The sequence below is a fragment of the Streptomyces sp. NPDC021093 genome, from assembly GCF_044333135.1.
GTDB lineage: Bacteria > Actinomycetota > Actinomycetes > Streptomycetales > Streptomycetaceae > Streptomyces.
Window position 1 is genome coordinate 267,446 of record NZ_JBIRQJ010000012.1, and the last position, 13,363, is coordinate 280,808.

Consider the following 13,363-nt stretch of genomic DNA (forward strand, 5'->3'; position numbering starts at 1 on the left):
GTGGACTACTCGCGGTCCTCCGCGGTGGAGCGGCGGCGCCTGGCGGTGACGACGGCGATCGCGGCGACCAGCAGGACGCCGATACCGGAGACGATCCAGACGGTGGGCGAGGTGCCGCCGTCCCCGTCGTCACCGCTGCCGGATTCGGCGACCGGTTCCGCCGACCACCAGCTCCAGTAGCCGTCCTGGCCCCAGATGTTGCCCGCCGCCTGAGGCATCGTCAGGATCGACTTGATCTGGTCGGTGCGGTACGCCTCCACCGCGTTCGGGTAGACCATCACGTTCATGAACCCGGTGTCGTACAGCCGTGACTGCATCTGCTTGACGAGGTCGACGCGCTTGGCCTTGTCGTACTCGACGGTCTGCCGGGCGTAGAGGTCGTCGAACTGCTTGTCGCAGATGAAGTTGTCGGTCTGGCCGCTGACGTCGGCCGAGGTGGGCAGCGCACCGCAGGTGTGGATCGACAGGACGTAGTCCGGGTCCGGGTTGACCGAGTAGCCGTCGAAGGCGAGGTCGTAATTGCCCTTCTGCCAGGGGTCGGTGACGTCGTCCAGGCACTCGACCTTCAGGCCGATGCCGAGCGCGCCCCACCACTCCTGGAGGTACTTGCCGATCGCCTTGTCGTTGGGGTCGATGGCGTGGCACAGGATGCGGAGGTCGAGCGGCTTGCCGCCCTTGTCGAGGCGCTTGCCCGCCGCGTCCTTCTTGTAGCCGGCGGCGTCGAGGGTCCTGGCCGCGGCGGCCGGATCGTAGGTGATCCTCTGCTCGGGGGACGGCTGCCAGTGGTAATCGGCGAAGCGCGGCGGGAGGTAGCCCTGCCCCTCGACGGCGTGCCCCTGGTAGACCTTGTCGACGATCGTCTTGCGGTCGACGGCCTGGAAGAGGGCCTTGCGGACGGCCGGGTCGAGCATGGCCGGGTTCCCGTCGCCGAACTTCCGCCCGGACTTGTCCTTGGCGCCGGGGTTGGTGGCGAGGGCGAAGAAGCGGCGTCCTGGCGCGTCGTTGACCTTGATGTCCGGCTCGGACTTCAGGGACGCGGCCTGCGCGGGCGTCAGATTCTGTACGAAGCCGACCTCGCCGCGGCGCAGGGCGGCGACCGCCGCGTCACCGTCCTTGTAGTACTTCAGGGTCAGCTCCTCGAACTTCGGCGCACCGCGCCAGAAGTCCTTGTTGGCCCTGAGCTTCACGTACTGGTCGGTCTTGTAGTCGGTGATGACGTACGGACCGTTGCCGACGATCGGGAAACTGTCGTCGTTGTTGAACTTCGAGAAGTCGCCGACCTTCTCCCAGATGTGCTTCGGGACGATCGGCACGTCCAGCGCCGTCATCGTCGCCTGCGGCTTCTTGAGTTCGACGACGAGGGTCTCGGGGTCCGGGGCCGTGACCTTCTTGAAGTTGGCGGTGAAGCTGCCGTTGGCGGTGGCGGCGCCCTCGTCCGTCATCATCTTGTTGAAGGTCCAGGCGGCGTCGGCGGCGGTGGCCTGCTTGCCGTCCGACCACTTGGAGTTCTTGCGGATCTTGTACGTCCACGTGAGCTTGTCCGGGGAGGACTTCCACTCGGTGGCGAGGGCGGGGACGGTGTGCGCGTCCTTGACGTCGTAGTTCGTCAGGTAGTCGTAGACGAGCCGCAGGAGCGTCGTGCTGGAGAGCCTGGTCGCCAGGAACGGGCTGAGCGAGTCGACGCTCTGGGCGATGGCGACGGTGAGGTTCTGGCCGTCGGCCTTGGCCTGGGCGGGTGCGGCGGCCTTTGCCGCTCCGGCGGCCGCGTCGGCCTTGGCCGGGGGCGCTGCTTGGGCCTGCGACGGCGCCGGGCTCAGCGGGGTGGCGGCTCCGGCCAGCAGGGCGAAGGCGGCGGCCCCGGTCGCCAGGAGACGGCGGGTGGGGCGGCGGCGGGTGGAGCGGCGCCGGGTGCCGGGGGTGGTGCGGTGCGTGGAGCCGTTCGTGCGGCCGTTCGTCCAGCCGTTCGTGCAGCCGTGTGTGGAGCCGTTCGTGGAGCCGTGCGTAGTGCCCTTTGTGTCCATGGACGGAGACCTCGCGTCGTCACTTGCGCGTCACTTGCTCGTACGTGCCCGGGAGGCGGGTGGATCATGGGTTGGCAGAGGGGTGTGGCGAAGGTCTACCAGCGCTCTTCCAGGCATGTCAACGGCGTGCGGGCGCGGCGTCGACGGTACGTCAAGTGCCGTTTGTGCTGCGGGAATACGGGGCAGGGCGGCGTGGCGCGCGGGGTCAGGACGCGCGGAGGGCCCGCTCCGTGGTCACGTCACGGGGACGTGGGGGTCACGGGACGGGCCCTCATTGGTCTCGACCTCTGAAGCCCTACTGCTGAGGGGCTGACGGCGCCGCCGGAGGCTGCTGCGGGGGCCAGTTGGCGGGCGGGAGGGGAGCGGCTTGGGGGTCGGGGTCGTGGGGGTCGGAGCTCTGGGGGGCGGAGCCTTGGGGGGTGGGCCGGCCGGGGTGTGCGGGCTGGCCCGGCTGCGGGAATTCCGGTGCGCCGGGCTGTCCGGGCAGGGGCTGCGCGGGCTGCTGCTGCGCGGGCTGCTGCTGTGCGGGCTGCTGCTGTGCGGGCAGTGGCTGTGCTGCGGGTCCGCCGGTGAACTGCACGTCGGAGAAGGGGGATTGGCCGGGGAAGCCGTGGGGTGCGGGCTGGCCCTGGGGCACGGGCTGCCCCTGGGGGGCGGGGGCCTGCTGCCAGCTGCCGGGGGACTGGGGCTGCTGGGGGTAGGGCTGGGGCTGGGGTTGAGGCTGGGCGTAGGGCTGGGCCTGACCCTGTGCGGGGACCTGAGCTTGGCCCGGGGCCTGCGGGAACTGGCCCGGTTGCGGTGCGGGTGCACCGGGCTGGGGCTGGGCCAGGGGCTGGACCTGGGGCTGCGGTTGCGGCTGCTGCCAGTGCTGGTCGGGCTGGCCCGGCTGCTGGGGTGCGTACGGCTGGCCGGGTTGTCCCGGCTGACCCGGCTGACCCGGCTGACCGGGCTGACCGGGCTGCTCAGGGGCGTACGGCTGGCCTGGCTGTGCCGACTGGCCCGGCTGCTGAGGTGCGTACTGCTGACCCTGCTGGCCGGGGTGACCGGGCTGCTGGGGGGCGTACGGCTGGTGGTACTGGCCCGGGTTCTGCGGCTGGCCGTGGGTGTGCTGGGCCTGTTGGGCCTGGTGGGCCTGCTGGGCCGGGATGTGCTGGCCCGGTGCCTGGCCGGATCCCTGCGGCTGGCCCTGTCCGTGGCCCGGCATCGGCGGGGCCAGGTGCGGCGGCGGGTTGCCGTCCGCCGTCCACAGGCCCTGCGCCTGTTGCGCCCGTACGAAGTCCTCGGCGACCAGCGACGAGAGGTGGAAGTACGCCTCGCGGGTCTTCGGCCGCATCATGTCGAGGTCGACCTCGGCGCCCGCCGACAGGTGCTCGTCGAACGGCACCACGACCACGCCCCTGCAGCGCGTCTCGAAGTGCTGCACGATGTCGTCGACCTTGACCATCTTGCCGGTCTCGCGGACCCCGGAGATGACGGTCAGTGAACGCTGCACCAGCTCCGCGTACCCGTGTGCCGACAGCCAGTCCAGCGTCGTCGACGCGCTGCTCGCACCGTCCACCGAAGGCGTCGAGATGATGATCAACTGGTCGGCCAGGTCGAGGACTCCGCGCATCGCGCTGTAGAGGAGGCCGGTGCCCGAGTCGGTGAGGATGATCGGGTACTGCTTGCCCAGCACGTCGATCGCGCGCCGGTAGTCCTCGTCGTTGAAGGCCGTGGAGACGGCCGGGTCGACGTCGTTGGCGATGATCTCCAGGCCGGAGGGGGCCTGCGAGGTGAACCGCCGGATGTCCATGTAGCTGTTGAGGTACGGGATCGCCTGCACGAGGTCGCGGATCGTCGCCCCGGTCTCGCGCCGCACGCGGCGGCCGAGCGTACCCGCGTCGGGGTTGGCGTCGATGGCGAGGATCTTGTCCTGCCGCTCGGTGGCGAGGGTCGCGCCGAGCGCGGTGGTCGTCGTGGTCTTGCCGACGCCGCCCTTGAGGGAGATCACCGCGATGCGGTAGCAGGAGAGGACCGGGGTGCGGATCAGCTCCAGCTTGCGCAGCCGCTCGGCCTCCTCCTTCTTCCCGCCGAACTTGAAGCGGGACCCGGCGGACGGATTGCGGCTGCTCTTGGGCTTCTGCTTGTTGTTGCGCAGCAGGCGCTCGGAGGACAGCTCGACGGCGGCGGTGTACCCGAGGGGAGCCCCGGGGTGTGAAGCCTGCCGCTGGTCGTGAGCCACGGGGGAGGGCCAGGCGGCGCCGGTCCGGGGGTCGACGGGAGCGACGGGGGCTTCCGGCTGGGGCTGCTGCGGCTGCGGCAGGGGCTGGGGTTGTTGTTGCTGGGGCTGCGGCTGCTGGTGGTGCTGCTGTACGGGCTGCTGGGCGGGGGTGCCGAGAGCGCCGGGAGCCGTGGCTTCCGGCGGTGCGGCGGCGGAACTTGCCTGTGCTGCCTGGGAGTTGTCCGGTGCGGCGGGGGCCTGCGGGAATCCGTACCCGCTCTGCGGTGCGGGTGCCGGTGCGGGCATGGGTGCGGGGGCCGGGAGCGGTGCCGCGCCGGGCTGCGGGAAGCCGTAGCCGCTCTGCGGTGTCGCGGGGGCGGGCGGCTGTGGGAACGCGGACGCGGCTTCCTGCGCCGGGGTGCCGGGCGCCGGGACCGGAGGCTGGGGCTGCGTGCCGCCGGGCTGCGGGAATCCGTACCCGCCGTTCTGAGTCGGGGCAGGGGCAGGGGCAGGGGCAGGAGCGGGGGCAGGCATCGGCGCCGGGGGCTGTGCGGGGCCGGGCTGCGGGAATCCGTACCCCTGCTGCTGCGGAGGGCCGGGGACCGGCGGCTGCGGGGCGGTGTGGCTGCCCTGCGGCGCTTCCGGCTGCTGCGGGAATCCGTAACCGCTCTGAGGTGCGGGTGCGGGTGCGGGTGCGGGTACCGGGGTCTGCGGGAAGCCGGGGGAGCCCTGCGGCTGCTGGCCGGACGACTCGCTCGACGGCGCGGGTGCGGGCCAGGGCGACGGAGTGGCGGGCGGCGCGGGCCACTGCGGTGCGGTCGAGGGCGCCGCGGGCTGGAAGGAGGGAGGAAGCGGCGGCAGGCTGCCCTGCGGAGGTGCCGGGGGAGTCCACTGGGGTGCGGGTGCGGGCGCGGATGCACCGGCGGGCGGAGCGTCCTGGGGCTCGTCGGCGAGGGAGACGACGGGGGTGTCTGTGGGGGCGTCCTCGGGGGTTTCCTCGGGAACGGCGTCGTTCACGGGGACGTCGGTGACCGGTGCGCCGGGAGCGGCCGTTGCGTCGGGAGCGGCCGCGTCCGCGACATCCGCGTCTGCGAGGAAGTCGCGGGGCACGGAGTCGCTCGGCGTGAAGTCTCCCGTCGCGAAGTCGTCCGGTACGGAATCACTCGGTACGGAGTCGTTCGGCTCGGCCGTGTCGGGGCCGTCGGTCGGGTCCGTGTCGTCGGCGGAGACATCGGCGGGGGCGTCGGCGTGCGAGAGATCCGACGGAGCGTCAAGAAGGCTGCCTGCAGGGGAAGTTGCTGCCGCCGAGGCCGTGATGGTGTCCGGGTTCGAGTCCGAGGGCTGAACCTCGGCAGGCGCGTCCGTCGCAGCCAGGGCGTCGGAATCGAGGTCGGCGGCCGGCTCCGAGACAGAGTCGGCAACGGGGATCACCCAGTCTTCGGCGGAAGCGGAAGCGGAAGCGGAATCCGGGCCGGGACCGGTCTCCGCATCGGCGGCGGCGGTCACGCCCTCGCGCTCGCCCTCGTCGGTCTCCGTGTCGACCCCGTCCGGCTTCGGCTCAGACCCCGATTCCGTACCGGCTGCGGCTGCGGAATCGGCCCCGGTACGGGCACCGGCGCCGGACTCGTCCTCCGCCCGAGCGGTCCCGCTCGCCGAAGCATCCGGCGTCGTCGAGCCGTCGCCCGTACCGCCGTCGCCCGAACCGCCGTCGCCCGTACCGTCCTCCGCCGCAGCGGTATCCGTGCGCGCCGCAGCGGTATCCGTGCGCGCCGCAGCGGTATCCGTGCGCGCCGCAGCGGTATCCGTGCGCGCCGCAGCGGCAGCCGCAGCCGCCGCTTCAATTTCCGCGAATTCCCGCTTCAGCGCGGCGGGGGAGAAGCGCATGGTCGCCCCGCTCTCCAGGTCCCCCTCCCTGAACGGCTCCGGCTCGGCGGCCGGAGCTGCGGCGGCACCCGAGGGACCCGCGTTCTGCGTGTACCAAGCGGGCGGCGTGTAGTCGATCGTGAACTCGCCCGTCTGGTCGGCCTCCGCGTCGGGCGACTCCTCGACGGGCGCGCTGACGGGCACGTTCCAGCCCTCGCGGATCTCGTCCCGCTCGCTGTTCACATTGCCTCCTGCTGTGGTCGAGCACCCTGGTGCCGTGCATGGTGGGTGGGGTGACCGCTTCCGTCGTCCGAACCGCTCGGCTCTTCCCCGTGTTCTGCCGGGGCGCCCGGCGCACCCTGCCTGCTGCTCGCAGGCCCGCCTGTCGCGCCCGTGCGTCAGCCTAGTCGTCAGCACTGCCCGTACGGCAGGCCCGAGCGGCCGACGAACCGTGCCTCCGACGTCACTTGACGCCCAGAAGTGACCTCCTGGCATCACTCCGTAACGACTAAATCGGTCACAACTCGACATCTCCGTACGGAACGCAGTCCGTCCACCCGGCTGCCCGCACGCTTCCCAACAATCAGGTGTCAACACCTGTGGCGTGTGTCATGGCAGCGTGCACAGACTCTGCACAACCCATCGATCAAACGCTCGCCGCGCACAGCGCACACAGAGTGCACGGCGCACGCAGCGCACACAGCAAAGAGCGGCCACCGGGCAGACCCCCGGCGACCGCTCTCAGGTGCGAGCCCGGCTACGTCAGGTCGAACTCGCCGTCCCGCGCCCCCAGCACGAACGCCGTCCACTCCGCCTCGGTGTACCGGAGCACGGTCTCCGGGTCCGCCGACGAACGCATCGCCACGGCGCCCTCGGGCAGGTACGCGATCTCCACGCGCTCCTCGGCGTCCTCGGTGCCCGGCGCACCGAGCCACTCCACGTCCGAGATGTCGAGGGCGTAGAGCGCGTCCTTCTCCTGCTGCGTTCCCATTCCGGTGTCCTTCCGCTTCCACTCGGCCCGACTCAACGGCCCACGGTCAACAGCCGCTCTCACAAGCGCCGTTCGTTCCCAGGACCATGTTGCCCGATACGTAAGCACGGGGTTCCGTCATCGAGTCGATCGTGCTAGCGCGTACGTCAGCTCGCACATCGGCTCGCACATCAGCTCGCACATCAGCTCGTACGTCCGTCAGTCCATCCGGCGCGCAGGGCCGATCAGCGTCCCCTCGATCGGGGTGGGCATCGTCGTGACCCAGTGCCGCTCCCGGCCCGCGCACCACAGGGTGACGCCGTCGCCGAGGCCGGGCAGGGCCGCGACCTCCTCCGGGGTCAGTCCCAGCAGCCGGCCGATCTGCTGCGCCTCGTCGGGGGAGACCCGCTGGACGCCGACGAGCGCCGAGTCCCGGATCAGCCGGGGTGCCACCGGGCTCAGATACGGCAGCAGCGTCAGTACCGACTGCCACGGCGACGACACGATCCGCCCGCGTGGCGGCCGCATCCCGCAGTCCCGTACGACCAGCACGGGCGAGCCGGGGGTCGCGCCGCTGGGCGGCACCCGCCCCACCTCGTACAGCGTCAGGCAGTCCTGACCCGAAGCCGGGCCTGCGCCCGGACCGCCGGATCCTGCGCCCGGACCGCCGGATCCCCCGCCCGGACCGCCGGATCCCCCACCCGCCGCCTGGGCGAGCTGGGTCCACGCCTGGGTGCGGCCGGTCTCGACGCTCACCCGCGCGCCCGTGCCCGCGGTGCGCAGCGCCAGTGCCTGAGCCGTCCAGAGGCCGCCGATGAGCAGGACTTCGTACGGGTTCGGACGGTGCAGTCCGAGAATCCGCGGATGGCCGCCGGTGTCGTCGCCGAGCAGGATGCCGTCGTCGCCGACGGGCAGGGCGAGTGCGCCGAGGTCGTCCGTCGGAATGCTGTGCCCGGGGTGGCGGGGGCCGCGCAGCCCGCGCGGTACGACGTCCTTGATTCGGGCCGCGACGCCGCCGCCCGCGGTCCTGCGGCCCGTACCCCTGCCGCCCGTGCTCCTGCCGGCGCCCCTCACTCGGCACCGCCCAGCGGCAGAGTGGCCAGCGCGCCCGGCAGCTGCTCCCGGTCCAGCCGCACCAGAGAGACCTTCGCGGAACCCGCCATGCGCTCCAACTCCTTTCGTACGGACACCAGTTGGGTGTCGGAGTCGCCGGTGACGCGGACGTGCCCGGCCACCGTCGACGTCCCCCGGTGCGGACCGCGCCGCACGGTCAGGCTGACGGTGGTCGCGTACGAGGGGACCTCGGCCAGTGCCGAGACCACCCGGGGCAGCGGGGTCGCGGCCCGCCCCAGCTCGGGCCAGCGGCCCACCGCGTACGTGGTGTGCAGTCGGTCGTCGCAGCTCCAGACGCGGGACGTCTCGGCGGTCCGCCGACTCGCGCCCGTACCCGCACCTGCGCCCGGTCCGCCCGCCGCTCCGCCCGCGGGTCCGGCCGCGGGCCCACCGGTCCGGGCGCAGGCGGTCGTGGCCACCGCCGAGTTCAGCTCCTCCTGATTGAGCACGACGGCCCGGAACCCCGCCCCGGTGACCCGGCTCGCCACGTGGTCGGCGACCCGCACCAGACAGCGCTGGGCACCGGCCACACCGCCGCCGCGCGCCTCGACCGCCTCGTGGGCGAGCTCGGGGTCCAGCTTCAGCGCGATCCAGGTCATCCGCAGGGCGGGCGCCGGAGTCTGCTGCTGGAGGGTGGCGTGCGAGAGACGGGCGGCCGACCGCTCGGGCAGGTGCGGGGCGGGTGCGGAGCGGACCTGCTGGAGCAGCTGTGCCGACTCCAGCACGATGTCGTCCACCGTGAGGCAGTCGCCGAGCAGCGACAGCGGCAGCGCCCGCGCACCGGACGCGGGCCGCAGCGCCTCGCCGCTCGCCTCGACGCGTACGACCGCGGTGAGGAACGTGCCGTCGCCGAGCATGCCGACGGTGCGCCGGTCCCTGTCCACATAGGTGTACGGGCCGAACCCGGGCACGTTCTCCGCGATCGGCACCAGCGCGGGGTCGAGCGCGGGATCGAGTACCGCCGAGGTGCCCCGCCGGCGGCGTGCCCGCAGGGCGAACACCGCGGCCAGCCAGTCCTGCACCGCGCGCCCCCGGCGGCGTACCACCGCGAGCAGCAGCAGCGCCACGGCCACCACCAGTCCGGGGACCAGCCAGATGCCACCGGCGAGCCAGCCGAGACCGCCCGCGGCCACGGCGAGCTCCACCAGGACGAGCTGGCGCAGCGGCAGTGAGGCGGGTCGGCCGGTGCGGGAGAGCGGGCGCAGCCCGGTCTTCGCAGGGGGGTCGGCGGGGCGTGCCGCAGGGGCGTTCCCTGTGGGCGAGGCAGCCGAACCAGCCGGGCTGTTCGATTCATTGCTGCGTTGCCGACGGGAAGTGGTACGTCGGTTTCCGGATGGTTGCGGTGTGTTCCGCCCCCCGCGTTCGCGCGTTGTCGTCGCCACCGCAGCCTTCCCGTCGCTTCTACAACCAGCGCCCCCGTGTCAGGGGGTTGACCGGGCGATCACAGTACCGGAGCAGCGGGCCCCGGGCACCGGCAGGCATAGTGAGGGGCAGCAGGACCGCAGGAGCCGCCCGGAGGAGCGCGGTGGGCCCGGGGACCTGTGCGGCCCAGCGGGGAGAGGGAACAGCGGACAGATGGCATCACGTCGGGACGAACTCAACGCCTACACATTTGCGAAGAGGAGGCTGATTGCGCAGTTTCTCCAACCCAGTTCGACGGGTTCGGAGGAAGGTGCGCCCCGGCCGTTGCGGGCGGTGATTCCGGGCGCGATCGTGGGTGTGGTGATCCTCGCGGGCTTCGGCGCCTGGGGCATGTTCAAGCCGGTCGCACCCAAGGAATGGGACAAGCCGGGCGAGAACGTGATCATTGCGAGCAAGTCGACCACTCGCTATGTCGTGTTGAGGACCGACGGCAAGACACAACTGCACCCCGTCCTGAACATGTCCTCCGCCCGGCTCCTCCTCGACCCGGACAAGGGCAAGGTCATCAACATCGACGAGAAGGTGCTGGACAGCGGCAAGATCCCGCACGGCGCCACCCTCGGCATACCGTACGGACCCGACCGGCTGCCGGATGCCAAGGAGGCGGGCGGCGCCAAGCGGTGGGCGGTCTGCGAGCAGCAGGGCGAGGGCGGCAGGGCCATCCAGAAGGCGGCGTTCGTGTTCGCCGAGCGCGAGGCCGCGAAGACCGACGGCCGCGAACGCCTCACCGGCGGCGACCTGCTGTACGTCGAGGGACCGGGCCCGCAGCGCACCCGCTATCTGGTGGACGCGGGCGGCACCGCGTACCCCGTCGCCAAGTCGGAACTGCTGCTGCGCCAGCTGGTCGGCCAGGGCAGGGTCCCGCAGCGCGTCTCGGCCGGCTGGCTGGCGACCCTGCACCGGGGCGACGCGATCGACTTCCCCCGCATCACCCCGTCGGAAGGAGTGCCCAACGCTCCGGCGGGCGCCCCCGGCAGCCTGCGGCCCGAGCAGAACAAGGTGGGCATGGTGCTGCGGGCCACCGACGGCACCAAGGCCCAGCAGTACGTGGTCCTCAAGGGCCGCGTCGCCCCGGTCTCGGACTTCACGGCGAAGCTCCTCCTCAACAGCCGCGACCTGATCGGGCTCGGCCAGGCGGGCCGTCCGACGGCGGTGAGCGCGGCTGCGATCGAGCCGGGAGCGCCGTTCGGCCAGGACCGCAAGTGGCCGCAGGCGGAGCCGAGGCCGGTGAACGATTCGGCGACGAACGGCGCGTCGGGCACGGGTGCCTCGTCCGGCGCCTCGCAGCCGGGCCAGGCCGGGGGCCAGCCGGGCCCCGCCCGCAACACCGTCTGCAACGTCCTGCGCGGCGTCGACAAGTCAACCAGCGCCACCACCCTCAGCACCTGGGCGGGCCCCGCCTTCCCCGCACCGCTGCCGACCGGTGCGAGCAGTGCGTACGTCACTCCGGGCTCGGGCCAGCTGTTCCGCCAGTTCAAGGGCTCGGCGACCGGCACGGGCTTCGTGTTCCTGGTGACCGACACGGGGCTGCGGTACGCGATGCAGTCCAACGGCGACAGCGCCACGGGCGACCCGGGCGGCGGCATCGGCGCCGGTACGAAGGCGGAGAAGCAGGCCCGCGCCCAGGAGGAGGCCCAGGCGCAGAACCGCCTCGGCTACAAGGCGGTCCAGCCCGCCCCGATACCGGTCGCCTGGTCGGAGTTCCTGCCCACGGGACCGCGCTTGTCGACGGGTGCGGCGCGTCAGCCGCAGGGCTCGTGAAGGGCGGCACGGGCGTGACGCGCGTCTCACGTCGGTTGTTGGTGGGAGCCGGCCCCCTGGTGGGGGCGCTGGGGGTGTTGGGGCTGCTCGCCGTGTCGGCGTCGCCCGCGGTCGCCGCTCCGGCACCCGGTACGGATACGGAGCCTGCCGGACAGTGCACGTACCCCTCGAAGCCGTACGAAGGGCGCCCCTGGGCCCTCCAACGGGTCCTGCTCGACGAGGTGTGGAAGCAGTCCACCGGCAAGGGCGTCCGTGTCGCCGTCATCGACAGCGGCGTCGACGTGAAGAACAAGCAGCTCACGGCAGCCGTGGACGTCAAGAGCGGCCGCAACGTACTGCCCAACCCCCTCAAGGACGAAAAGGGCGAACTGATCGAGCGCGGCAAGGAGGACGGGACGTCGGACACCGTCGGCCACGGCACGAAGGTCGCGGGCATCATCGCCGCCCGCCCGGCGAAGGGCACGGGTTTCGTCGGCCTGGCACCGGACGCGACGATCATCCCGATCCAGCAGAACGACGCGGAGGGCCACGGCAACGCCCTCACGCTGGCGACCGCGATCAACCACGCCATCGCCAAAGAAGCCAAGATCATCAACATCTCGCAGGACACGGCGAACGCGACGGAACCGACACCCGTACTCAGGCAGGCCGTCAATCTCGCCCTGTCCAAGAACATCCTGATCATCGCCTCCGCAGGCAACGACGGCCTCGGCGGCAACCTCAAACCCACCTACCCGGCGTCCTATCCGGGCGTCCTCGCCGTCGCGGCCTCCGACCGCAACAACGAACGGGCGGCGTTCTCGCAGTCCGGCGAGTTCGTCGGCGTCGCGGCCCCGGGCGTGGACATGATCTCCACGGTCCCCGGCGGCGGCCACTGCGCGGACAGCGGTACGAGCTTCTCCGCGCCGTACGTGACCGGGGTCGCCGCCCTGATCAGGGCCAAGCACCCGAAGTGGACCAACGCGCAGGTCATCACCCAGATCAAACAGACCGCCGAACGCTCCATCCCCGGCCACGACCGCCTGGTCGGCTGGGGCGTGGTCGACCCGGTCCGCGCCCTGACGGAGGACGAACACCCCCCGGCCGGAGCACCCGTCCCGGGCGGCGGCCTGACCGGCGTCCACGCCCCGACAGCGGTCGAACTCCCGGTGGGAGAAACCCCGGAGGAGCGCAATGCCCGCCTCGGTACGTACGTGGTCGTGGGCGGCGGAGTGCTCGTGGCGGTGATCGCGGGGGCGGCGGTGGCGGTACGGGACTCGCGGCGGCGCGGCGGTCGCGGTCGCAGTAGTCGTCATGGTCGCAGTAGCGAACATGGATCACCCCAATTTGGGACGCGTGGGACAAGTCCGTACCAACGACCGTGAAGTGGTCGATGACCTGCGATTTGCCTGTCTGATATAGGGGTTGGCTGAGTCTCAGATCTAGATAGAGTGGTTCCTCTGTGACGGTTGGGACTCGCATTCACTGCGATAGCAACCGGTGGGAACAGAGCAAACGGGGACGGGGAGGGATCAGATCGTGGGAGACCCGGGCACGGGGGACCTGGCGAAGGGCGTAGGCGCGCTTCGGACGTTCCAGAAGCGGGTGAACGCCATGCTGACGGACCTGGAGGGCGGCGACGCAGGCCGCACGCAGATCGCGGCACAGAGGGTGTCACGCGCGGCATTGAGCGGGACCAACGCGACGTTCGCGGAGGCCGACGGGTTGTACGCGCAGTACAACCGGGTGCATCAGCAACTCACGTCGCTGTCGAAGACGTTGGGGTTCCAGATCGAGCTGCTGAGCATCGGCGTTCATGCGTCGGAGGTCGGCTACAACAACGTCGAGGAGGAGCTGCGGCAGCGGTATCAGGAGATCGATGCGGGGCTGGTGGCGGAGCAAGCGGCTCAGAAGGAGCAGGAACGGGCCTACCAGGAAGCACAGCGGAAGCAGCAGATGCAGGCCGGTCAGCCTGAGTTGAAGGCCCCCGTCTCGTCCACCAAGCCGGGGGTATGAGCCATGACTGACGACAAC

General features: G+C 71.7%; 8 protein-coding genes. 3 read left to right on the forward strand and 5 right to left on the reverse strand.

Annotated features, from left to right (window positions below; translation table 11 throughout):
- Positions 1-5 precede the first annotated feature (5 nt).
- From ACH4SP_RS33855 to eccE, 5 genes are all read right to left on the reverse strand, one after another.
- A complete protein-coding gene (locus tag ACH4SP_RS33855) occupies positions 6-2,021 on the reverse strand; it encodes an ABC transporter substrate-binding protein (protein WP_398420713.1) in 2,016 nt (671 codons plus the stop codon).
- 295 nt (positions 2,022-2,316) lie between these two features.
- Complete coding sequence (locus ACH4SP_RS33860) at positions 2,317-6,327, reverse strand: SCO5717 family growth-regulating ATPase (RefSeq protein WP_398420714.1); 4,011 nt, start codon at positions 6,325-6,327, stop codon at positions 2,317-2,319.
- A 514-nt stretch (positions 6,328-6,841) separates the two neighbouring features.
- Positions 6,842-7,075, reverse strand: coding sequence for a DUF397 domain-containing protein (locus ACH4SP_RS33865; RefSeq protein WP_362416549.1), 234 nt, complete (start codon positions 7,073-7,075; stop codon positions 6,842-6,844).
- A gap of 198 nt (positions 7,076-7,273) precedes the next feature.
- Positions 7,274-8,053 carry a hypothetical protein gene (locus ACH4SP_RS33870; protein WP_398420801.1) on the reverse strand — a complete coding sequence of 260 codons (780 nt, stop codon included), beginning with the start codon at positions 8,051-8,053 and terminating at the stop codon, positions 7,274-7,276.
- 71 nt (positions 8,054-8,124) lie between these two features.
- On the reverse strand, positions 8,125-9,549 hold the full coding sequence (eccE, locus tag ACH4SP_RS33875; RefSeq protein WP_398420716.1) for a type VII secretion protein EccE: 1,425 nt from the start codon (positions 9,547-9,549) through the stop codon (positions 8,125-8,127).
- 193 nt (positions 9,550-9,742) lie between these two features.
- On the opposite strand from eccE, the gene eccB reads away from it, so the two are divergent.
- The 3 genes from eccB to ACH4SP_RS33890 all read left to right on the forward strand — a co-directional run bounded on the left by eccB (position 9,743) and on the right by ACH4SP_RS33890 (position 13,345).
- Positions 9,743-11,350 carry a type VII secretion protein EccB gene (gene eccB, locus ACH4SP_RS33880; protein WP_398420718.1) on the forward strand — a complete coding sequence of 536 codons (1,608 nt, stop codon included), beginning with the start codon at positions 9,743-9,745 and terminating at the stop codon, positions 11,348-11,350.
- A 14-nt stretch (positions 11,351-11,364) separates the two neighbouring features.
- Positions 11,365-12,714: a type VII secretion-associated serine protease mycosin gene (mycP, locus tag ACH4SP_RS33885; protein ID WP_398420720.1), complete on the forward strand. Its 1,350-nt coding sequence runs from the start codon at positions 11,365-11,367 to the stop codon at positions 12,712-12,714.
- A 229-nt stretch (positions 12,715-12,943) separates the two neighbouring features.
- The gene (locus ACH4SP_RS33890; protein WP_398420722.1) at positions 12,944-13,345 is read left to right on the forward strand and encodes a hypothetical protein; all 402 of its coding nucleotides are present in this window, start codon (positions 12,944-12,946) and stop codon (positions 13,343-13,345) included.
- Positions 13,346-13,363: the final 18 nt, after the last annotated feature.

Bases quoted from the DNA above. Each gene is read 5' to 3' on its own strand.
- ACH4SP_RS33855 (WP_398420713.1), bottom strand. From the start codon at position 2,021: ATGGACACAAAGGGCACTACGCACGGCTCCACGAACGGCTCCACACAC.
- eccB (WP_398420718.1), top strand. From the start codon at position 9,743: ATGGCATCACGTCGGGACGAACTCAACGCCTACACATTTGCGAAGAGG.
- ACH4SP_RS33890 (WP_398420722.1), top strand. From the start codon at position 12,944: ATGCTGACGGACCTGGAGGGCGGCGACGCAGGCCGCACGCAGATCGCG.
- ACH4SP_RS33865 (WP_362416549.1), bottom strand. From the start codon at position 7,075: ATGGGAACGCAGCAGGAGAAGGACGCGCTCTACGCCCTCGACATCTCG.